Annotated in this window: 19 protein-coding genes; 7 read left to right on the forward strand and 12 right to left on the reverse strand. The window is 72.4% G+C overall.

Annotation, left to right across the window (positions count from 1 at the left end):
* Positions 1–13 precede the first annotated feature (13 nt).
* Positions 14–649 (reverse strand): TetR/AcrR family transcriptional regulator, encoded by a 636-nt coding sequence (locus ACQEVB_RS16140; protein WP_432971400.1) that lies wholly within the window; start codon positions 647–649, stop codon positions 14–16.
* A 163-nt stretch (positions 650–812) separates the two neighbouring features.
* Between ACQEVB_RS16140 and ACQEVB_RS16145 the strand changes: the two genes are divergently transcribed.
* The 3 genes from ACQEVB_RS16145 (at position 813) to ACQEVB_RS16155 (ending at position 3838) form a co-directional block, all read left to right on the forward strand.
* Positions 813–1448, forward strand: coding sequence for a hypothetical protein (locus ACQEVB_RS16145; protein WP_432971403.1), 636 nt, complete (start codon positions 813–815; stop codon positions 1446–1448).
* An 87-nt stretch (positions 1449–1535) separates the two neighbouring features.
* Positions 1536–2957, forward strand: coding sequence for an amino acid permease (locus ACQEVB_RS16150; RefSeq protein ID WP_432971406.1), 1422 nt, complete (start codon positions 1536–1538; stop codon positions 2955–2957).
* Entirely contained in the window at positions 2954–3838 is an 885-nt protein-coding gene (locus ACQEVB_RS16155) for a universal stress protein (RefSeq protein ID WP_432971409.1), read from the forward strand. The genes ACQEVB_RS16150 and ACQEVB_RS16155 overlap by 4 nt, the downstream gene beginning before the upstream one ends.
* Here the strand turns inward: ACQEVB_RS16155 and ACQEVB_RS16160 are convergent.
* The 6 genes from ACQEVB_RS16160 to ACQEVB_RS16185 all read right to left on the reverse strand — a co-directional run bounded on the left by ACQEVB_RS16160 (position 3835) and on the right by ACQEVB_RS16185 (position 7863).
* On the reverse strand, positions 3835–4116 hold the full coding sequence (locus tag ACQEVB_RS16160; RefSeq protein ID WP_432971412.1) for a metal-sensitive transcriptional regulator: 282 nt from the start codon (positions 4114–4116) through the stop codon (positions 3835–3837). The genes ACQEVB_RS16155 and ACQEVB_RS16160 overlap by 4 nt on opposite strands.
* Positions 4117–4133: 17 nt before the next feature.
* Positions 4134–5402: a threonine ammonia-lyase IlvA gene (gene ilvA / locus ACQEVB_RS16165; protein ID WP_432971415.1), complete on the reverse strand. Its 1269-nt coding sequence runs from the start codon at positions 5400–5402 to the stop codon at positions 4134–4136.
* Positions 5403–5435: 33 nt separating this feature from the next.
* Positions 5436–5705, reverse strand: a complete 270-nt coding sequence (locus ACQEVB_RS16170; protein ID WP_432971418.1) for a hypothetical protein — start codon at positions 5703–5705, stop codon at positions 5436–5438.
* Between the two features lie 109 nt (positions 5706–5814).
* Positions 5815–6156, reverse strand: coding sequence for a UBP-type zinc finger domain-containing protein (locus ACQEVB_RS16175; RefSeq protein ID WP_432971421.1), 342 nt, complete (start codon positions 6154–6156; stop codon positions 5815–5817).
* Entirely contained in the window at positions 6153–6779 is a 627-nt protein-coding gene (locus ACQEVB_RS16180) for a TetR/AcrR family transcriptional regulator (RefSeq protein WP_432971424.1), read from the reverse strand. Before ACQEVB_RS16180 ends, ACQEVB_RS16175 begins: the two co-directional genes overlap by 4 nt.
* Before the next feature lie 22 nt (positions 6780–6801).
* Positions 6802–7863 (reverse strand): LacI family DNA-binding transcriptional regulator, encoded by a 1062-nt coding sequence (locus ACQEVB_RS16185; RefSeq protein WP_432971427.1) that lies wholly within the window; start codon positions 7861–7863, stop codon positions 6802–6804.
* A gap of 99 nt (positions 7864–7962) precedes the next feature.
* On the opposite strand from ACQEVB_RS16185, the gene ACQEVB_RS16190 reads away from it, so the two are divergent.
* A complete protein-coding gene (locus ACQEVB_RS16190; RefSeq protein WP_432971430.1) occupies positions 7963–9150 on the forward strand; it encodes an MFS transporter in 1188 nt (395 codons plus the stop codon).
* Here the strand turns inward: ACQEVB_RS16190 and ACQEVB_RS16195 are convergent.
* A complete protein-coding gene (locus ACQEVB_RS16195; protein WP_432971433.1) occupies positions 9137–9919 on the reverse strand; it encodes an IclR family transcriptional regulator in 783 nt (260 codons plus the stop codon). The two genes, ACQEVB_RS16190 and ACQEVB_RS16195, sit on opposite strands and share 14 nt — an antisense overlap.
* Positions 9920–9997: 78 nt before the next feature.
* Here ACQEVB_RS16195 and ACQEVB_RS16200 point away from each other — a divergent pair, with 78 nt between their 5' ends.
* From ACQEVB_RS16200 to betA, 3 genes are read left to right on the forward strand one after another with little or no spacing between them, the layout of a single operon-like run.
* Positions 9998–11488: an aldehyde dehydrogenase family protein gene (locus tag ACQEVB_RS16200; RefSeq protein ID WP_432971436.1), complete on the forward strand. Its 1491-nt coding sequence runs from the start codon at positions 9998–10000 to the stop codon at positions 11486–11488.
* A gap of 39 nt (positions 11489–11527) precedes the next feature.
* The gene (locus ACQEVB_RS16205) at positions 11528–13039 is read left to right on the forward strand and encodes an APC family permease (protein ID WP_432971439.1); all 1512 of its coding nucleotides are present in this window, start codon (positions 11528–11530) and stop codon (positions 13037–13039) included.
* Positions 13039–14751: a choline dehydrogenase gene (gene betA / locus ACQEVB_RS16210; RefSeq protein WP_432971442.1), complete on the forward strand. Its 1713-nt coding sequence runs from the start codon at positions 13039–13041 to the stop codon at positions 14749–14751. Before ACQEVB_RS16205 ends, betA begins: the two co-directional genes overlap by 1 nt.
* A 64-nt stretch (positions 14752–14815) precedes the next feature.
* On the opposite strand, the gene ACQEVB_RS16215 is transcribed toward betA, so the two are convergent.
* From ACQEVB_RS16215 to ACQEVB_RS16230, 4 genes are all read right to left on the reverse strand, one after another.
* Complete coding sequence (locus ACQEVB_RS16215; RefSeq protein WP_432971445.1) at positions 14816–15805, reverse strand: ABC transporter substrate-binding protein; 990 nt, start codon at positions 15803–15805, stop codon at positions 14816–14818.
* A gap of 13 nt (positions 15806–15818) precedes the next feature.
* Entirely contained in the window at positions 15819–17792 is a 1974-nt protein-coding gene (locus ACQEVB_RS16220; RefSeq protein ID WP_432971448.1) for an ABC transporter permease, read from the reverse strand.
* Positions 17792–18868, reverse strand: coding sequence for a quaternary amine ABC transporter ATP-binding protein (locus ACQEVB_RS16225; RefSeq protein WP_432971451.1), 1077 nt, complete (start codon positions 18866–18868; stop codon positions 17792–17794). The genes ACQEVB_RS16220 and ACQEVB_RS16225 overlap by 1 nt, the downstream gene beginning before the upstream one ends.
* 121 nt (positions 18869–18989) lie before the next feature.
* Entirely contained in the window at positions 18990–20852 is a 1863-nt protein-coding gene (locus ACQEVB_RS16230; RefSeq protein WP_432971454.1) for a protein kinase domain-containing protein, read from the reverse strand.
* Between the last annotated feature and the right edge of the window lie 74 nt (positions 20853–20926).

A 20926-nucleotide genomic window follows, 5' to 3' on the forward strand; every position in this document is an offset into this window, starting at 1 on the left:
GCCCGGCGAACGATTAGCGGGTGATCGGCACCACCATGGTGAGCAGCTGGCGGGCCGCCGCGTCGAGCCGGGGGCCGGCGCCCGGATCGCCCGCGAGGTGGTGCAGCAGCGCCTGCTGGAACTGGCCGTCGAACATCGCGTACGTCACGGCGGGCGACGTGATCACCTCGGCGCCGGCCAGCTCGGCGTAGCGGCTGACGATCCGCCACACCATGTCCTGCAAGGTGGCGTCGATCTCCAGCACGTCCTCGCGGAACGACGTCTCGAACAGCGCCTGCGACCGCAGGTCGTACCAGAGCCGGTGCATCGTGCCGTCCTCCGCCATCGTGGCGGCCAGGCCGGCACCGAAGTCGCGGGCCACCTGGGCAGCGGTGTCGGAGTCGGTGACGATGCGGTCGTAGCGGCGGACGCACTCGGCCTTGTACCGGCGCACGCAGTAGGTGATCAGATCGACCTTGTCGCGGAAGTAGTAGTGCAGCACGCCGTGGGAGAACGCCGAGTTCTGCGCGATCTCGCGCAGGCTCGTGCGCGCGTAGCCGAGTTCGGACAGCGTCTGCAGCGCGGCGTCGGCGAGCTCCTGGCGCCGCAGCTCGAACTTGTCGACCTGGCGCTTCTCCGCCCGGTCGACACGCGCCTCGGCTGCCGTCATCTGCCCTCTCCGCCGGCACCGCTGGGTGCGTTGCCCGAGGTCAGCCTACCTGACGCCATTGTCTTGACACTTGTCAAGAAATGCTGCAGGGAAGGGGATCCCTGACCCCGGACCGGGGTGCAGCCCCGATGTGCCCGGCCGGCGCCCGCCACAGGATCGACCCGTGCCGATCCCCGTCCGCCCCTGGCGACAACTGACCGTCTGGCTGCACGTCCTGACCTCCGTCGGCTGGCTGGCATGTGCAGCGGTGCTGCTGGTCCTGCTGCTGCACGGGGAGCCGGGCGCGGCGCACGTCGTCGACACGGTGCTGCTCGCCGCTCTGGCCAACGGTTCGGCCTGCACGGGCCTGGTGCTCTCCTGCGGCACGGCGTGGGGGCTGGTCGTGCATCGCTGGGTGCTGGCGAAGTTCGCGATCACCGTGGTGCAGCTGGCGGCGGGGATCTTCCTGCTGTCCGGGGCGCTCACCGCGGCGGCGACCACCGGCCACGCACCGGTGGTGCTGCTCGCGGGCACCGCGGTCATGGCCGCGCTCATCGCCCTGCAGGCGTGGCTGTCCGTGGCCAAGCCGGGCCCGCGGACGCGCTGGGGCGTCGACCGGGCCACCGGCCGTCCGGTCAAGCTGCCGACGGCTCCGGGCTGGGTGTTCGTCCTCGGCGTCACCGCACCCGTCGCCGATCTGGTGCTGACGGCCGTCCTCGGCTTCCCGTCCCCGTTCGTGCAGGTCGTGGCGCTGACGGTGGTCGTGCTCGCGCGCCGGTCGGCGGTGCGGGGCCGGGCGCCGCGGGCCGTTGCCGCCTGACGTCGCGGGCGAATGACCCCGAACGGCGGCTCGTCCGTGCCGGCGTCGACCCGGGAGAGTGACCCGACCGGCGAGAGGACGTGATCCGTGACGACGCTGCTGCAGCAGGCACTCCGGCGCAAGTCGGTCGACCAGATGACGAGCGGGACGGATGTCGAGCACAGGGGCGGCGGCGAGCTGGCGCGATCCATCGGGCTCTTCGAGCTGACGATGATCGGGGTCGGCGCCACGATCGGCACCGGGATCTTCACCATCCTGTCGACGGCGGTGCCGCTCGCCGGACCCGCCGTCATCCTCTCGTTCGTGCTGGCCGGCGTCGTCGCCGGGCTCACCGCGCTCTGCTACGCGGAGCTCGCCGGCGCCGTGCCGGTCTCCGGGTCGTCGTACTCCTACGCCTACGCGACCCTCGGGGAGGTCGTGGCGATGGGGGTGGCCGCCTGCCTGCTGCTGGAGTACGGCGTCGCGGCCGCCGGCACGTCGGTCGGGTGGTCGCAGTACCTCAACGCGCTGCTCGGCAACGTCCTCGGCGTGCAGATCCCCGAGGCACTGGCCCAGTCGCCGGAGGGCGGCGGGATCATCAACCTCCCGGCGGTGATCCTCGTCGGGCTCTGCTGCGTGCTGCTGATCCGGGGCGCCAGCGAGTCGACCAAGACCAACGCGGTCATGGTCGTGATCAAGCTGCTCGTCCTCGTGCTCTTCGTCGCCATCGGCATCACCGGTTGGCAGACCGACCACTTCGCCGACTTCGCCCCGATGGGATTCGCCGGCATCACGCTGGCCGCCGGGAACGTCTTCTTCAGCTTCATCGGCCTCGACGCCGTGTCCACCGCGGGCGAGGAGGTCAAGAACCCGCGCCGGACCATGCCGCTGGCGATCGTCCTCGCGCTCGTCATCGTCATGTCCGTCTACATCGCCGTCGCGGCCGTCGGCGTGGCGGCGCAGCCCTGGCAGAAGTTCGAGGGGCAGGAGGCCGGTCTCTCCGCGATCCTCGCCGACGTGGTCGGCTCGTCCTGGCCGGGCACCGTGATCGCGATCGGGGCCATCATCTCGATCTTCAGCGTCACCCTGATCACGATCTACGGCCAGACCCGGATCCTGTTCGCCATGGGGCGCGACGGGATGGTGCCCATGGTGTTCGCGAAGGTGAACCCACGCACCCAGACCCCGATCGCCAACACGATCATCGTCTGCATCGTGATCGCCCTGCTCGCCGGGTTCATCCCGATCGAGTTCCTCTACGAGATGACCAGCGTCGGCACGCTCGTCGCGTTCCTGGTGGTCTCGGTGGGAGTGATCATCCTGCGGCGGACGGCACCGGACCTGCCACGCGGGTTCAAGGTGCCCGGCTACCCCGTCGTGCCGATCCTGTCGATCCTCGGCTGCCTGTACATCATCGTCGTGGGGCTGCGGCCGATCACGATCATCGTCTTCGCGATCTGGGTCGTGGTCGTGCTGGTCTGGTACTTCGCCTACGGCATCCGGCACTCGCGGTTGGGTGTGCGGGCATGAGCCTGGTCATCGGCCTGCCCCGCGACGAGCGCGCCACGGCCGCCCTGCACCTGGGCGGGTTGCTGGCCCGGTCGCTGGACGAGGACCTCGTCGTCGTGACGGTCGTGCCGCCCGCGTGGCCGCCCGGCGTCGGCCGGATCGACGCCGAGTACCAGCGCTACCTCGACGAGGAGGCCGGGGACGCGCTGGCCGCCGCCCGCGCCGCCGCACCGGCCGGCGTCGCCGCCGACTACGTCGTCTCCCACGCCCGCTCGGCCGCCGCCGGGCTGGTCGAGGTCGCCCAGGAGCGCGACGCCGCGATGATCGTGCTCGGCTCGTCGACGGCGGGGGTGCTGGGCCGGGTCGCGTTCGGCAGCGTGGCCGAGCGGCTGCTGCACACCGCGCCGGTGCCGGTGGCGCTCGCCCCGCGCGGGTTCCGCGCCGCGCCCGACAGCGTCGTGGGCCAGGTGACGGTGGCCTTCGGCGGTGCCGACCACGACACCGACCTCGCCGTCGCCATCGCCGACGTGGCCGCCCGGGCCGGCGCCTCCCTGCGGGTGGCGTCGTTCGGGGTGCGCCCGCGCACCCCGCTCACCGCGGGCGTGGGTTCCCGCGCCGAGGACGCCGTCGTCACCGAGTGGACCGCGGAGATCGGCCGCGCCCAGCAGGCCGCACTCGACGCGGTCGCCGCGCTGCCGAGCCCACCGCGGACGGTCAGCGCGACCGTCGGCCGCGGCCACGACTGGGCGGCCGCCCTGGAGAGCATCGGCTGGGACGCGACCGACGTGCTCGCGGTCGGTTCCAGTTCGGAGGGCCCGCTGAAGCGGGTCTTCGTGGGGTCGCGGTCGTCCCGGATCGTGCGGCACTCACCGGTGCCGGTCGTCGTGGTGCCCCGCGGTTAGGAGCGGACGAGCCGCGCGATCGCCTGAGAGGCCTCGCGCACCTTCTCCTCGGCCTCCGGCCCGCCGGCCGCCGCCGCGTCCACCACGCAGGTGGCGAGGTGCTCGTCGAGCAGCTCCAGCGAGAACGCCTGCAGCGCCTTCGTCGCCGCCGAGACCTGCGTCAGGATGTCGATGCAGTACTTGTCCTCCTCGACCATCCGCTGCAGACCACGCACCTGTCCCTCGATGCGGCGCAGCCGCTTGAGGTAGGCGTCCTTCTCGGGGGTGTAGCTCGGCACCCCTCAACGGTACGGAATCAGACGAGGAAGCGGTACGCGGTCGACCCAGGAGCCACCAGTTGGATGCGCAGCGGGCTGTCCTTCATGCGCGCCCACAGCGGTTCGTAGCCGTCGCGGCTCGCCAGCTCGATCCCCACCAGCGCGGCGCCGGTCTCGCGGTTGTCGCGCTTCTGGTACTCGAACAGCACGATGTCGTCGTCCGGGCCCAGCACCTCGTCGAGGAAGCGCCGCAGCGCGCCCGGCTCCTGCGGGAACTCCACCAGGAAGTAGTGCTTGAGCCCGCGGTGCACCAGCGACCGCTCCACGATCTCGGCGTAGCGGCTCACGTCGTTGTTGCCGCCGGAGAGCAGGCACACCACCGACGCGCCCGCCTCGACGGCGACGTCGTCGCCGAGTGCTGCCGCGGCGAGCGCACCCGCGGGCTCGGCGATCACCCCGTCGATCTGGTAGAGGTCGAGCATCTCGGTGCACACCCGGCCCTCCGCGACCGCGACCAGCTCCGCGCCGGTGTCGCGCACCACCGGGAACGTCAGCTCGCCGACGCGGCGCACCGCGGCGCCGTCGACGAACGACTCCAGCTCCGTCAACGTCACCGGGCCTCCGGCCGCCAACGCCGCCGCCATGCTGGCCGCCCCGGCCGGCTCGACGCCCACGATCCGGGTGCCCGGGTGCCGGGCCGCGAACCAGCCACCCAGCCCGGCGAGCAGCCCACCGCCGCCGACCGGCACCACCAGCACATCTGGCGCGCCCCCGAACTGCGCGACGATCTCCGGCCCGATCGTGCCCTGCCCGGCGATGGTGCGCGGGTCGTCGAACGCCGGGACGAGCGTGGCCCCGGTCCGGGCGGCGTACTCGGCCGCCGCGGCGGCCGCCTCGTCGTAGGTGTCGCCGTCGACGACCAGCTCCACGGCGTCGCCGCCGAGGGACCGGATCCGGTCGCGCTTCTGCCGCGGCGTCGTGCTCGGCACGTGCACGCGGCCGGCGATGCCGAGCCGCCGGCACGCGTGCGCGACGCCCTGGCCGTGGTTGCCCGCGCTCGCGCACACCGCCCCGGCCGCGCGCTGCTGCTCGTCGAGGCCGGAGAGGAGGTGGTACGCGCCGCGCAGCTTGTACGAGCGCCCGACCTGCAGGTCCTCGCGCTTCAGCCACACATGCGCGCCGGTCGCGGACGACAGCCGCTCGTTGTGCTGCAGCGGTGTGCGCACGGCGACGCGCTCCAGCCGGGCGATCGCGGCGTCCACCGCGTCCGCGACGGCCGCGACCGAGGGGGCGACGGTGAGGGGCATCCCCGGATCATCCTCGCCCGGCAGGTGCTGCCCTCAGCGGGCCCGGAGCAGCTCCAGGATCTCGTCGAGCTTGCTGCCGTGCGAGGCGAGCGTGGCGGAGTGCTCGGCGAGCGTGGCGGAGTGCTCCGCCTGCGTTGCGGCGAGGGCGTCGAGGCGCCGACCGTGGTCTGCGGCCAGATCGGCGACGCTGCCCTCCACGCGCCGGACCCCGCGTTCGACCTGGCCGACCAGCACGTAGAGGTCCGCGAGGTCGTTGACGTTCTGGGCGACCTGCGCCTCGAGGGACTTGCCCGACCGGGTCATGAGCCAGACGGTAGCGGCCCCGCAGCGGCCGCGGTGCCGCTTTCGATCGATCGGTCCGCGACCCGCCGCGAATCGACCGGTGAGCGGCTCGGCCCGGTCGAGGTGGCGGTCAGTGGACGTGGTCCTGCCAGTCGGCCGGGACGCGTCCGGCTGGTCCGGGGACGGCCTGCTCGAGCGGGCGGTGGTGCGGCGGGGCCAGCTCGGGGCCGCGCAGGCCGGTGCTCTGCGCGTAGTCCCAGAACCAGTCCTCGCCGGGTTCGTAGCTCTGCACGACGGGGTGGCCGGTGGCGCGGAAGTGGGCGGTGGCGTGCTGGGCGGGGGAGGAGTCGCAGCAGCCGACGTGCCCGCAGGCGGCGCAGCGACGCAGGTGCACCCACCAGCCGCCGGCGGCGTCGCAGTCCACGCAGCCTGGTCCGCTCGGCGCGACGGTCGGGTCGATCGAGGGCGTCATGCCTCCGATCCTGGCACGAGCAGCAAGCGGGCGAGCTGCTTCCACTGCGCGAGGTGGGGGTCGGTGCGCGGGTCGCGGTGGTCGAGGGTGTAGCCGAGGCCGACGCCGCGCATGCTCGTGAAGATCAGATCGCGGACCAGCGGGAACCGGGGATGCGCCGCCGCCTCCGGCCCGAACGAGCGCGCCATCGACTCCCGCACGGCGGCGCCGACCTCGCGCTCCCCGGGGAGCAGTGCGGCGCGGAGCTCCTCGTTGGTGCGGGCGGCCGTCCACAGCTCGACGGCGGCCCAGAACAGCGGCTCGGAGAACGTCGCCCACAGCTTCTCGACGGCCTGGTCGATGCGGGCCGGCAACGGGAGGTCGCAGTCGGGTTCGGGACTCGCGCCGCGCAGCCGTTCGGTGGCGAGGTGCCGCGACGCCGCGACGAGCAGTTCCTCGCGGGACGGGAAGTGGTGCAGCAGCCGGCCCCGGGACACCCCGGCCCTGGCCTGGATGCGCAGGGTGGTGGCGCCGGCGTACCCGTCCTCGACGAGGCAGGCGACGGCCGCGTCGAGGATGCGGGCGCGGCTGGTGGCGGTGCGCTCCTCGCGCCGGCCCCGGATCGGGGTCACCGCGTCGGTCATCCGGTCAGCGTAGCCCGAACAGTCACCGGTGACCGGATGCCGGCGGAGGGCCGCTGGTGGTGCCGATCCGCAGCGCGACGGGCAGCAGCACGTCGGCCGGCCGGCCGCCCTCGACCAGCTCCATGGCCGCGCGGGCGGCGGCCCGACCCTTCTCCGCCGTCGGCTGGACGACGGTGGTGAGCTGCGTGGCGCCCAGCCAGTGCAGGTCGGCGCCGTCGAAGCCGGTGACGGTGACGTCCTCGGGCACCCGCAGGCCCAGCTCTGCCGCGGCCTGCAGCACGCCGGCGGCGAGCACGTCGCTCTGCGCGATGATCGCCGTGGGCCGCCGCGATGCCGGCACGGCGAGCAGCGCGCGCCCGGCCGCCACCCCGTCGGCGACGGAGTTGCTCGCCGTCTCGAACGCGGGGACCGGGCCGAAGACGTCCTCGACGCCTTCGAGCCGGCGCCGCACGTCCCGGTAATGGGCGCGGGCCCGGCGGGCGCGGTTGAGCGGGCCGGACGTGCCGTCGAGCCGCAGCGGCATGGCGACGGTCTCGACCCGGGTGTGGCCCAGCTCCTGCACGTGGGCGGCGAGGGTGCGGATGCCGCCGAAGTCGTCGATGTCGACGAGGACGTCGGTGTCGTCCGGGCCCTCCACGCCGATGACGGGCACGCCGCGGCGGCGGAGCAGGGTGAGCGCGGGGTCGTCGTCGAGGCCGCAGGTGGCGAAGATGGCCGCGTCCAGCGGCAGCCGCGCGATCTGGTCGGACGTCGGCCGGCCGGCGTCGCCGGCGAGCAGCAGCAGGCCCACGCCGTGGGCGCCCAGTACCTCGGTGATGCCGTCCAGCAGGGTGATGGCGACGGGGTCGCGGAACGCGTAGAGCAGCCGTTCCCCGATGAACGCGCCGATGACGCCGCTGCGGCCGCGGCGCAGCGAGGCCGCGACGGGGTCGGGGCCGGCGTAGCCGAGCCGTTGCGCCGCCGCGAGGACGCGGTCGCGGGTGCCGGGGGCGACCCGGCTGCTCCCGGAGAACACCAGCGAGGCGGTGGACGGCGACACCCCGGCGGCCGCCGCGACGGCGGCCAGGGTGGGGCGCTCCGACATGGCCCGACGGTATCCGGAACCGGGTTGAGCCCGGCCAGGTCCTGCCGTATCGTTCACCCGAGCAGGTATCGAATCGATTCGATCGGGGTTGTAGTGAGCATGCAGACGAGCGCGACCGCGGATCCCACGCTGCGGCGTGCGCGCACCGCCGTCGTCGTCGCCTTCGTGATGGCCGGGGTGGCGCTCGCCGCGTTCCTGGCCCGCCTGCCCGCCGCGCGCGAGGACCTCGGCCTGAACACCGCCGAGCTGGGCATCCTTCTGCTCTGCATCTCGGTCAGCTCCGTCGCGAGCCTGCCCGCGTCCGGGCCGGTCGTCACCCGCCTCGGCCCGGCCCGCAGCGTGCTCGGCGGGGCCCTCTCCGTCGCGGTCGGGCACGCGCTGCTCGCGGTCGGGCTCGCCACCGCCACCGTCTGGCTGGCCGGGCTCGGGCTGGCGTTCGTCGGTCTCGGCACCGGCGTCTGGGACGTCGCCATGAACGTCGAGGGCGCCGACGTCGAGCAGCGGCTGGGCCGCTCGCTCATGCCGCGCCTGCACGCGGCGTTCTCGATCGGCACCGTGTCGGGCGCCGGCATCGGCGCGGCCACCGCGGCGCTGAACATCCCGCTGGCCCTGCAGATGGCGGTGATCGCGGTGGTCAGCCCGGTCCTCGTCGGGATCGCCACCCGCTCGTTCCTGGCCGCACCGGAGGTCGACGACTCCGACGAGCCGGTGGTCCGCTTCAGCGTCCTGGACGCCTGGAAGGAACCGCGCACCATCCTCGTCGGGCTGATGGTGCTGGGCTTCGCCCTCACCGAAGGCGCGGCGAACGACTGGATCGCCGTCGCGCTCGTCGACGGGCACGGCGCGCCGCAGACGATCGGCGCGATCGCGTTCGGCTGCTTCGTCGCCGCGATGACGGTGGGCCGGTTCTTCGGCGGCGCGTTGCTCGACCGGTTCGGTCGGGTGCCGGTGCTGCGGGTGACGGCCGTGTTCGCGCTGGCCGGCCTGCTGCTGGTGCTGTGGGGCGGTTCGGTGGTGCTGGCGCTGGTCGGCGCGCTGCTGTGGGGGATCGGGGCCTCGCTGGGCTTCCCCGTCGGCATGAGCGCGGCTGCGGACGACCCGGTCCGGGCGGCCGCGCGGGTGTCGGCGGTCAGCTCGATCGGCTACGTCGCCTTCCTGGCGGGGCCGCCGCTGATCGGGCCGCTCGGGCAGCACGTCGGCATCCTCACGTCGCTGCTCGTCGTGGTGGCCGCGGTCGTCCTGGGCGGGCTGACCAGCGGCGCGGCGAAGCCGCTCAGCCGGGGCTGAACCAGCCCATCCGGCGGCTGATCTCCTGCGTCGCGGCCAGCAGCGGACCCACCAGCGCGTCGAGGCGGGCGGCGTCCAGCCGGTAGGACGGGCCGGAGACCGAGACGGCGGCGACGACCTCGCCGGACCGGTCCAGCACCGGCGCCGCGACGGCGTTCAGCCCGACCTCGTACTCCTCGACGGCGACGGCGTACCCGCGCTGCGCGGCCAGCGCGAGCTCGGTCTCGAGCCGGGCGGGGTCGACGATCGTGCGCGGGGTGAAGCGGGGCATCCGCGAGGCGTCGAGCAGCGCGGCGCGCCGGGCCGGCCCGAGCGCGGCGAGCAGCACCTTCCCGCTCGACGTGCAGTGCAGCGGCGTGAGCTTGCCGATCCAGTTGTGCGCCGCGACGGTGGACGGCCCGCGCGCCTGGTCGACGTTGACGACCCACTGGTCCTGCAGCACCGCGACGTTGACGGTCTCGCCCACCTCGCCGGCCAGCTCGACGCACACGCCGCGCCCCTGCCGGGTGACGTCGAGGTTGTCGGTGACGGCGCCGGCGAGCGGGATGAGGCCGAACCCGAGCCGGTACTTGCCGCGGTCGGCGGACTGCTCGACGAGCCCACGGGTCTCCAGCGCGCCCAGCAGGCGGAACGCGGTGGACTTGTGGACCTCGATCTCGGCGGCGACCTCGGTGACCCCGGCCTCCCCCTTGCGGGCGAGGATCTCCAGCACGGTGATCGCGCGGTCGACCGACTGCACACCCCCGTCGCGCACAGGCGTGTTGCCCATGGCGCAACCATACGCGCATTCGGTGGTACCGCCGGCCGGAGTCCTTGACGTCGACCGTTCCCCGAGGACTATCTCCCCATGCCCACAGGCGGACCTCCCCAGCGGCCCACTCTCTTCATCGACGGCAGCTGGACGGGCGGTTCGGCGGGCACTGTGGACGTCCACAACCCGTTCGACGGCAGCGTCGTCACCACGATCGACCAGGCCGGCCCGGACGACGTCGAGCGCGCGGTCGCGGCGGCCCGCGCCGCGTTCGACACCGGTCCGTGGCCGGGCACACCTGTCGCGGAGCGGGCAGCACTTCTGCGTCGGGTCGCCGATCTGCTGGTGCGCGACAAGGAGGAGATCGCCCGCGTCGAGACCCTCGACACCGGCAAGACGCTCAAGGAGAGCCGCATCGACGTCGACGACGTCACCGCGGTGTTCCGCTACTACGCCGACCTCGCCGACAAGGACTCCGGCCGGATCGTCGACGTCGGCATGGCGCACGTGGTCTCGCGGGTGGTGCCGGTGCCGGTCGGGGTGTGCGTGCTGATCACGCCGTGGAACTACCCGCTGCTGCAGCTGTCCTGGAAGGTGGCGCCCTGCCTGGCCGCCGGCAACACGTGCGTGATCAAGCCGAGCGAGGTCACGCCGCTGACGTCGGTGCTGCTGGTGCGGCTGCTGGGGGAGGCGGGGGTCCCGGCGGGCGTGGTGAACCTCCTGCTGGGCGACGGCCGCTCGACCGGCGCCCCGCTCACCGAGCACGACGACGTCGACATGGTCAGCTTCACCGGCGGACTGGCCACCGGGCAGGCGATCATCCGCGCCTCGGCCGCCACCGTGAAACGGGTGGCGGTGGAGCTGGGCGGCAAGAACCCGAACGTCGTCTTCGCCGACACCCCGGTCGACCTGGCCGCCGACTGGGCGGTCACGGGGGCGTTCCTGCACTCCGGGCAGGTGTGCTCGGCGGGCGCGCGGCTCATCGTCGAGGACGCGCTGCACGACGAGCTCGTCGACGCGATCGCGGCCCGCGCCGAGCGCATCCGGCTGGGCGACGGGCTGGACCCGGCCAGCGAGTGCGGGCCGCTGGTCTCGGCGGCGCAGCTGGCGAAGATCGAGGACTACGTCGCGTCGGCGCAGGCCGAGGGCGCCCGCCTGGTGTGCGGCGGGCAGCGCCCCGACGACCCGGCCCTGAAGGACGGCTTCTTCTACCGCCCCACCCTCTTCGCCGACGTGACGCGGGAGATGCGCGTCATCCGGGAGGAGACGTTCGGGCCGATCCTCACCGTGGAGCGGTTCGCAAGCGAGGACGAGGCGGTCGCGCTGGCCAACGACACCCACTACGGGCTGGCCGGCGCCGTGTGGACGGGCGACATGGCCCGCGCGCACCGGGTGGCCTCCGCGTTGCGGCACGGCACCGTGTGGATCAACGACTACCACCCGTACGTCCCCGGTGCGGAGTGGGGCGGCATCGGCCGTTCCGGCAACGGGCGGGAGCTGGGACCGACCGGGCTGGCCGAGTACCAGGAGCTCAAGCACGTCTGGCACAACACCGCGCCGGAGCCGGCGGGGTGGTTCGCCGGCTGATCGTGACCAGATGACCGGTTTCCGACGGAGAGGGCACGCATGAGTTCGACGGAACGCGCCGATGACGGCCTCGCCGAGTTCGGCTACACGCAGTCGCTCGACCGCAGCATCGGCAAGTTCGCGAGCTTCGCCGCCGGTGTCAGCTACATCTCCATCCTCACCGGCACCTTCCAGCTGTTCTACTTCGGCTTCGGCCTCGGCGGGCCCACCTACTGGTGGTCGTGGCCGATGGTGTTCGTCGGGCAGCTCATGGTGGCGCTGTGCTTCGCCGAGCTGGCGGCGCGCTACCCCGTGGCGGGGTCCGTCTACAACTGGAGCAAGCGCCTCGGCGGCCCCACGGTGAGCTGGCTCGCGGGCTGGATGATGTTCACCGCGTCGGTGGTGACGCTGGCCGCGGTGGTGCTCGCCTACCAGGTGACGCTGCCGCAGATCTGGAGCGGCTTCCAGCTCGTCGGCGACGGCACCGGCGCCAGCTTCGGGCTCAGCGCCGTCATCTGGGGCACGATCCTCGTCGTGTTCACGACCCTGGTGAACGCGTTCGGGGTCCGGCTGATGGCGCGGATCAACAGCACGGGCGTGTTCATCGAGCTGATCGCCGCCTGCCTCCTGGTGATCGTCCTGGCCGTCAACATCGTGCATCCGCCGAGCGTCATCGTCGACACCACCGGGTACGGCGACGGTCCTGGCGGCTACTTCGGCGCGTTCCTCGTCGCGGCCATCGCGTCGGCGTACGTGATGTACGGATTCGACACCGCCAGCTCGCTCGGCGAGGAGACGGTCGACCCGCGGCGCACCGGCCCGCCGGCGATCCTGCGCGCGGTCATCGCCTCGTTCGTCATCGGCGGCCTGATCCTGCTGTTCGGGATACTGGCCGCGCCGAACCTGGCCGACCCCGAGCTGGGCAAGCCCTCGGGTGGGTTGCAGCTGATCGTGCTGCAGGCGCTGGGCGGCCCGCTGGGCAAGGTGTTCCTCGTCTGCATCGTCGTCGCGATCACGGTCTGCGCGCTCGCCGTGCACACCGCCGGCATCCGGTTGATGTTCGCGATGGCGCGCGACAACGCCCTGCCCGGCGGCGCGCGGCTGGCCCGGATCGATCCGGTGCGCAAGACACCGGTGGTGCCCGCCGTCGTCATCGGCGTGGTCGCGATCCTGATCCTGGCCGTCAACATCGGTACCCCGGAGATCTTCACGGCCGTGACGAGCGTCGCCGTGATCATGATCTACGTCGCGTACCTGCTGGTCACGGTCCCGATGCTGATCAAGCGCTTCCGTGGCGAATGGCCGGGCAAGGACGCGCCGAAGGGCTACTTCTCGCTCGGGGCGTGGGGGTTGCCGGTGAACATCATCGCCGTGCTGTGGGGCGCGTTCATGGCGCTCGACCTGGCCTGGCCGCGCACCGACGTCTACGGCGACTTCCCGTGGATCGCGTTCGTCTTCATCGGCTCCGTCGCGGCGGTCGGGCTCGCGTGGTTCGTGCTGCGCGGGCGGCACTCCCTCGGCGTCGTGCCCGAGCACATGGCCAGGAACCTCGACCTGGAGGAAGCGCCCTGATGGCCGAGAAGTACGACTTCGTCATCGTCGGCGGGGGGTCGGCGGGCTGCGCCCTGGCCAACCGGCTCTCCGCCGAGCCCGGGAACCGGGTGCTGGTGCTGGAGGCGGGCCGCAGCGACTGGAAGATCGATCCGTTCATCCACATGCCGGCCGCGCTGCCGTACCCCATCGGGAACGCGCTCTACGACTGGAAGTACGAGTCCGAACCCGAGCCGCACATGGGCGGGCGGCGCATCTACCACGCGCGCGGCAAGGTGCTCGGCGGCTCCAGCAGCATCAACGGGATGATCTTCCAGCGCGGCAACCCGCTGGACTACCAGCGGTGGGCCGCCGACGAGGGCATGGAGACGTGGGACTACGCCCACTGCCTGCCCTACTTCAAGCGCATGGAGACGTGCACGGCGGGCGCCGACCAGTGGCGGGGCGGGTCGGGCCCGCTGCACCTGGAACGCGGACCGGCCAGCAGCCCGCTCTTCGGCGCGTTCTTCGAGGCCGTGCAGCAGGCCGGCTACCCGCTCACCGACGACGTCAACGGCTACCGGCAGGAGGGGTTCGCCAAGTTCGACCGCAACGTCAAGCGGGGGCGGCGCTGGAGCGCGGCGCGCGCCTACCTGCACCCGGTGATGAGCCGGCCGAACCTGACGGTGCACACCCTGTCGTTCGTCACCGGTCTGCGGCGCACCGGCAACCGTGTAGTGGGCGTGGACTACCTGCGCGGCGGGCGGATCCGGCGCAGCGTCGAGGCCGGGGAGGTGATCCTCTGCGGCGGCGCGATCAACTCGCCGCAGCTGCTCCAGCTCGCCGGCATCGGGAACGCGAGCGAGCTCGAACAGCTCGGCATCGACGTCGTCGCCGACCTGCCGGGCGTGGGCGCGAACATGCAGGACCACCTGGAGGTCTACGTCCAGTACGAGAGCAAGCAGCCGGTCTCGATCGCCCCCTGGCTCAAGCACCGGCACAAGCCGCGGATCGGGGCGGAGTGGATGTTCCTGCGCAGCGGCGTCGGCGCGTCCAACCACTTCGAGGCGGGCGGGTTCATCCGCAGCAACGACCGCGTCGACTACCCCAACCTGATGTTCCACTTCCTGCCGATCGCCATCCGCTACGACGGCAGCCAGCCGGCCGCCGAGCACGGCTACCAGGTGCACATCGGGCCCATGTACTCCGACGTGCGCGGCACCCTCAAGATCACCTCGACGGACCCGCGCAAGCACCCGGCGCTGCGGTTCAACTACCTCTCGACGGAGAACGACCGCCGGGAGTGGATCGAGATGATCCGCGCGGCCCGGCACATCCTGGGCCAGCCGGCGTTCGCCGCGTTCAACGCCGGGGAGATCTCGCCGGGGCCGAGCGTCGAGACCGACCAGGAGATCCTCGACTGGGTGGCGCGCGACGCCGAGACCGCCCTGCACCCGTCCTGCACGGCGAAGATGGGCACCGACGGGATGAGCGTCGTCGACCCGCTGTCGATGCGCGTGCACGGAGTCGAGGGCCTGCGGGTGGTCGACGCGTCGGTCATGCCGTACGTGACGAACGGCAACATCTACGCCCCGGTGATGATGCTGGCCGAGAAGGCGGCCGACCTGATCCTCGGCAACGAGCCGCTGCCGCCGCTGGACGTGCCGTACTACCGCTACCGCGACGGCACACCTCTCTACCCGCCCGGCGACCCCCGCAACGCCGTCGCCGACCAGGCCGGAGCCGCGCAGTAGGGCCCAGAACCCCGGCAAGCGGCGGAACCCGCGACGGCCAGTCGCGGGTTCCGCCGCGCGTGCGTCAGCTCGTGCCGGCGGGCAGCCAGGCCTTCACCTTGTCCGCGTTGGCCTCGACCCACTTCTTCGCCGCATCGTCCGGCGACATCTTGTCGACGGCGATGGAGCGCGCGACGGAGTCCTGGTCGTCGTTGGTCCACTGGAACTTCTTGGCGAGCTCGGCCGCCGGGCTGCCGCTGTTCGCGAACTTCGTGCTCGCGATCTTGTTGAGGTCGTACGGCGGGTAGTCGCAGGCCACCTTCGCCGGGTCGGCGTCGCAGCCGTCCTTGTACGGCGGCAGGTTCACCTTGACGAGCTTCATCTCCTTGAAGAACCACTGCGGCTCGTAGAAGTAGGCGATGAGGAACTGCTTGTTCTGCTCGGCCTGGCGGAACGACTGGATGAGCGCGGTCTCACTGCCGCCCTGCACCACCTTGAAGTTCAGGTTCAGGTTGGTGACCAGCGCGTTGTCGTTCGTGACGTACGACGGGTCGCCGTCGAGGAGCTGACCCTTGTCACCCGACTCCGAGGTCTTGAACTGGTCGGCGTACTTGTTGAGGTTGTTCCAGTCCGTGATGTCGGGGTGCGCGGCGGCGAGCCACGGCGGCACGTACCAGCCGATGACGCCCTTGTTGCCGGTCGGGCCGAGGTCGACGGCGGTCTTCTGGTCGGTGATGTACTGCTTGGTGAGGTCGGGGTGCCCCCAGTTCTCCAGGATCAGGTCCACCTCGCCGGTGCCGAAGCCCGCCCAGGACACCTGCTCCTTGAGGTCCTTCTTGACGACGTTGCAGTTGAGCTTGGTCTTGGCGACGTAGGCGTAGACGGCGGCGTCGGCCTCGTAGCCGACCCAGGGGTTGACGGCGAGGTTGACGGTGCCGCACGCCGGTCCGCCGGACCCGCCGGAGCTGCTGCCGCCGCCGACCGTCGCGCCACCGCAGCCCGCGAGGGCCAGGGCCGCGATGCCGAGCACCGCGACCCACGCGCGTTGCCGCACCTTCACACCGACTGCTCCCATCAGGGCAACCTCCTCATCGAGCTTCCCGGGCACGGCGGGCCGCCGCCTGGGTGATGCGGTCGAGCATGATCCCGAGGAGCACGATGGCGAACCCGGCAGCAAGCCCCTTGCCGAACAGGCTGCCCTGGGCGAAACCGGCGACCACGTCGAAACCGAGCGCTCCCGCGCCGACGAGTCCACCGACCACGACCATGGACAGCACGTAGATGAGCCCCTGGTTGGTGGCCAGGGTCAGCGCGCTGCGCGCCATCGGCAGCTGCACCTTCGTGATGAGCTGCCACGTGCTGGAACCCATCGCCGTCGCCGCTTCGACGGTGACGGGCGAGACGTTGCGGATGCCGTCCGCGATGATCTTCATGGCGACCGGGGCGGCGAACACGACGGCCGCCACGACGGCGGTGAACCGGCTCGCCGCGAACAACGCCAGGAACGGCACCAGGTAGACGAAGGCGGGCATGACCTGTGCGGCGTCGAGCACGGGTCGGATGATGCGGTCGGCGCGGGCACTGCGGCCCATCCAGACGCCGAAGACGACGCCGAGGACCATCACGATCGCGGTCGCGACGAGGGTCGTCGCGAGCGTGGCCATGGCGTCCTGCCAGAGGCCCGTGCCGATCAGCAGCGCCAGGCAGACGGCCGCCGTGATCGTCGCGCGCAGGCCGCCGAGCAGGTAGGCGAGCGCCAGCACGACGGCGCAGGTGAGCCACCACGGCGACTGCGTGAGCAGCGTCTCCGCGCTGTCCAGCACCACGCGGGTGAAGGCGTTCTTGAAGTCGCCGGTGATGACCGAGAGGTTCGTCTGCGCCCAGGTGGTGATCACGTCGGCGAACTTGGAGATCGCGCTTCCCACGCCGATGCCGGTGTCGGGGAAGGTGGAGGCCCAGACGTAGGTGTAGGAGAGGTACGCGCACACGAGCGCGACCACGGCACCAGCGCCGAGCACGATCCGCCGACGCCGGTGCTGGGCGGGCGATGCGATGTTCGTGGCGTCGGCCTGCGCGGCCGCGGCCGTCGTGACGCGGTCCAGGACGATGGCGATCACGACGATCGCGAGGCCCGCGTTGAACGCCGTGCCGACGTCCAGGGTCTCCAGCGCCTTGACCACGGTCTTGCCGAGGCCGGGCGCGTCGATCAGGGCGGCGATCGTCACCATCGACAGCGCGGCCATGATCGTCTGGTTGATGCCGAGCACGATGGTGCGCCGCGCCATCGGCAGCAGCACCCCGCGCAGCACCTGGCCGCGCGTGGAGCCCAGCGACTCGGCCGCCTCGACGGTCGTGCGCGGCACCGACCGGATCCCGAGCGCCGTGATGCGCACGACCGGCGGCATCGCGTAGATCAGGGTGGCGATGGTGGCCGACGCGGGTCCGATGAGGAAGAACAGCGTGAGTGGCGCGAGGTACACGAACGTCGGCATCGTCTGCATGAAGTCGAGGACCGGCGTGAGGACCTTCTCGACCCGGTCGTCGAGCCCCGCCCACACGCCGAGCGGGATCCCGATCAGCAGGCTGACGAACACCGCCGCGATGGTCAGCGCGAGGGTGTCCATGGCTTCCAGCCACAGCCCCTGCAGGCCGATGAACACCAGGCCCACGACGGTGAGCACGGCGACCTTCGCGTTGCCGAACGCCCAGGCGAGGAACCCGAACACGGCGACGACACCGAGCCAGCCGAGCACCGGTGCCGGCCGATCGAACGCGGGCTGGCTGATCAGGCCCTGGATCAGGGTGACCAGCCCGTTGATGGCGAGGCGGATCGGGTCGATGACGTACAGGAAGGCGGGGCTGCTGCTGCGGGAGGCGTTGACCGCTTCGTTGACCCCGTTGAGCCACTGGTGCAGCGGCGTGAGGTCGGACGAGGCGAGCGAGAGCGTATGGATCCCGCGGAGGGGGATCCACAGGACGATCCAGCCGATCAGCACGGCAGCGACCGCGCCGCGAGTGCTGACGACCCACTCCCGGACCCGTGGCTGGGTCAGCGTCGCCATCACGTGCCCGCGATGACGCCGAGGATCTCCTCGTCGCCGACGATGCCGACCACCTTCCCGTCCTCGACCACCCGTACCGGCTTCTCGGCGGCGAGCACCGCCCGCGTGGCCTCCCGGACGATCACGTCCTGGCCCAGCTCGGGGCCGTCGGTCGGGTCGTCGGGGCGCACCGGTCGCATGATCCAGCGCAGGGTGAGGACGTGGGCGCGGGAGACGTCGCGGACGAAGTCGCGCACGTAGTCGTCGGCGGGTGCACCGACGAGCTCGTCGCCCGTCCCGATCTGCACCATCGCGCCGTCGCGCATGATCAGGATGCGGTCGCCGAGCTTCAGCGCCTCCGAGAGGTCGTGGGTGATGAAGATCATCGTCTTGCCGACCTCCTTGTGCAGCCGGATGACCTCGTTCTGCATGTCCCGGCGGATCAGCGGGTCGAGTGCGGAGAACGGCTCGTCGAACAGGAGCACGTCGGGATCGCCCGCGAGCGCTCTGGCCAGGCCGACGCGCTGCTGCATGCCGCCGGAGAGCTGGTCGGGGTAGGACCGCTCGTAGCCGGACAGCCCGACGAGATCGATCACCTCGCCGGCCCGCCTCGCCCGTTCCTGCCGCCCGACGCCGCGGATCTCGAGCCCGTACGCCACGTTCTCGGCCACGCTGCGGTGCGGCAGCAGGCCGAAGTGCTGGAACACCATCGAGAACTTGTTCCTGCGCAGGTCACGGAGCCGGGCCTGGTCGGCGGCGAGGATGTCCTCACCCTCGAACGTCAGCCTGCCGGAGGTCGGCTCGATCAGCCGGGTGAGGCAGCGCACGAGCGTGGACTTGCCGGAGCCCGAGAGGCCCATCACCACGAACATCTCGCCGGGAGCCACGTCGAAGCTCACGTCGCGCACCGCGGCCGTGCAGCCGGTGCGGTCGATCAGCTCGCGCCTCGTCAGCGCCTGCAGCTCCGGCGAGCGGGTCACCTCGAGCGCCTTCGGCCCGAAGACCTTCCAGAGGTCGCGCACCGCGATCGCGGGCTCCTGATCGGACGCTCGCTCACCCGTCTGCGCCACGGAGCGTGTCGTCGTCGATTCAGACATGCGCGCCACCTCGCCCCAGTCGTGTGAGGCGAACCACAATTGCCCCGGTGCATCGTATGGCTGGAAATTGCGCGGTCAAGTGACGATGCGGTTTCCACGATCCGCCGGAAGGTCAGGGCCCTCACCGGGGGAGGACGAGGACCCCGCTGGTCGTTCCGACGAGCAGGGCGGTCCGGGTCACCGCGAGCGCGCCCGGGCCGCCCGGCACGTCGGCGGCCTGCGCCCCGGGCGCCGGGAGCTGCTCGACGACCGTCGCCGTGGCCGGGTCGATCACCGCGAGGGTGCCGGTGGCGAGCGCGTAGGCGCGGCTGCCGTCCGGGCTCGCGACGAGCGCGAGCGGCGCCGTGGTGCCGCGCACCTCGGTGACGGCCTTCGTCGCGGGGTCGACAGACCACACGACCGTCTTGTCGCGCACCAGCACGCGGGGGCCGGCGACGGCGACGTCGAGCGGGTACTCGCCGACCGGCACCCTGGCGGTGACGGCCGCAGCGGCCGGGTCGGCGACGAGCAGCTGCCCGCCGCCGTGCTGCAGCTCCACCCACGAGACGTACAGCGCGTCGCTGCCCACAGCGGTGCCGGTGGGCGCGTTGCCGACGTCGAGGCGGCGGGTCACGCGCGCGGTGGCGATGTCGACGACGGCCACGGTGGACAGCGTCGCGACGTAGGCGGTGCGGCCGTCGGCGGACACGCTGATCCCGCTGGCGGACGAGCCGACGCTCGTGGTGCCGACCACCGCGGCATCGGCGGTGGCGAGCACGGTGAGCGCACCGTCCTGCGTGACGACGAGCAGCCGGGTGCCGTCGGGGGTGGTGGCGGCGGAGTACCCGGGCACGGGCGCGAACGCCGTGGCCGTCGCGGCGGCGATGTCGATGCGGGTGACGCCCGTGTCGTCGACGGCGTAGGCGGTGCGCCCGTCGGGTGCGGTGGCGAGGCCGGTCGGCTGCCGCAGCGCGATCGGCACCGGGCGGGCGGTCGGGGTCGGGGGCGCGGTGGACGTCGGCACTGCGGCGGCCGAGGTGGTCGGCTGCAGCTGCACGGTGCCGCCGGTGGTGCGCCACGGCGCGACCGCGAACAGCGTCGCCGTCGCCGCGACGACAACGGCCGAGCCGATCGCGACCGCGACCGGGCCCCGGCGGGACCGGGTGGCCCGCGGTGCGAGCGCGGCCCGGGCGTGCGCGGCGAGCGCTCCGGCGGTCGGGTGGCGCTGCGCCGGGTTCTTCGCCATCCCACGCGCCACGACGGCGTCGAACGCCGCCGGGATCCCGGGCCGCAGGTTCGACGGCCGCGGCGGCGGGGTGAACAGGTGCGCCGACATCAGCGGCGCCGGCCCGGTGAGGGGGAACGGCTTCTGACCGGTCAGCGCCTCGTGCAGCACGCAGGCGAGCGCGTAGACGTCGACCCGGCCGTCGATCGGGGCGTCGTGGAAGCGTTCCGGCGCCATGTAGTCGAGCGTGCCGATCGTGCTGCCCGTGGTGGTGACGGCGGTGTCGTCGCCGCCGCGGGCGATGCCGAAGTCGGTGAGGAACACCTGCCAGTCCGGCGTGACCAGCGCGTTCGAGGGCTTGACGTCGCGGTGCACGAGCCCGGCGCGATGGGCGGTGTCGAGTGCGGCGGCCAGCTGCTCGACGACGTGCACGGCGCGCTCGGGCGGCAGCGGTCCGTCGCGCGTGATCAGCGCGCCCAGATCGGCGCCCTCGACGTAGGCCATGGCGAGGTACAGCCGCCCGTCGATCTCACCGACGTCGTGCACGGCGACGATGTGCGGGTCCGACAGCCGGGCGGCGACCGCGCACTCGCGGCGGAACCGGGCGACGAAGGCGGGATCGGCGGCAAGGCTGGTGACCAGCCGCTTCACCGCCACCACGCGGTCGGTGACCGTGTCGTGGGCCCGCCACACCTCGCCCATGCCGCCGCGGCCGATCAGGCCGAGCAGCACGTACCGGCCGAACCGCTCGTCCTCCACGCGATGATCGTCGTCGATCACCCGCCGAGCGTTTCCACCGCTACCGCGGCGCGGCCGGATCCGGGAGGGTTCCGCGGTAGCGTCGTGTCGAGAAC

The organism is Pseudonocardia sp. CA-107938 (assembly GCF_050936315.1).
Classification (GTDB): Bacteria; Actinomycetota; Actinomycetes; order Mycobacteriales; family Pseudonocardiaceae; genus Pseudonocardia.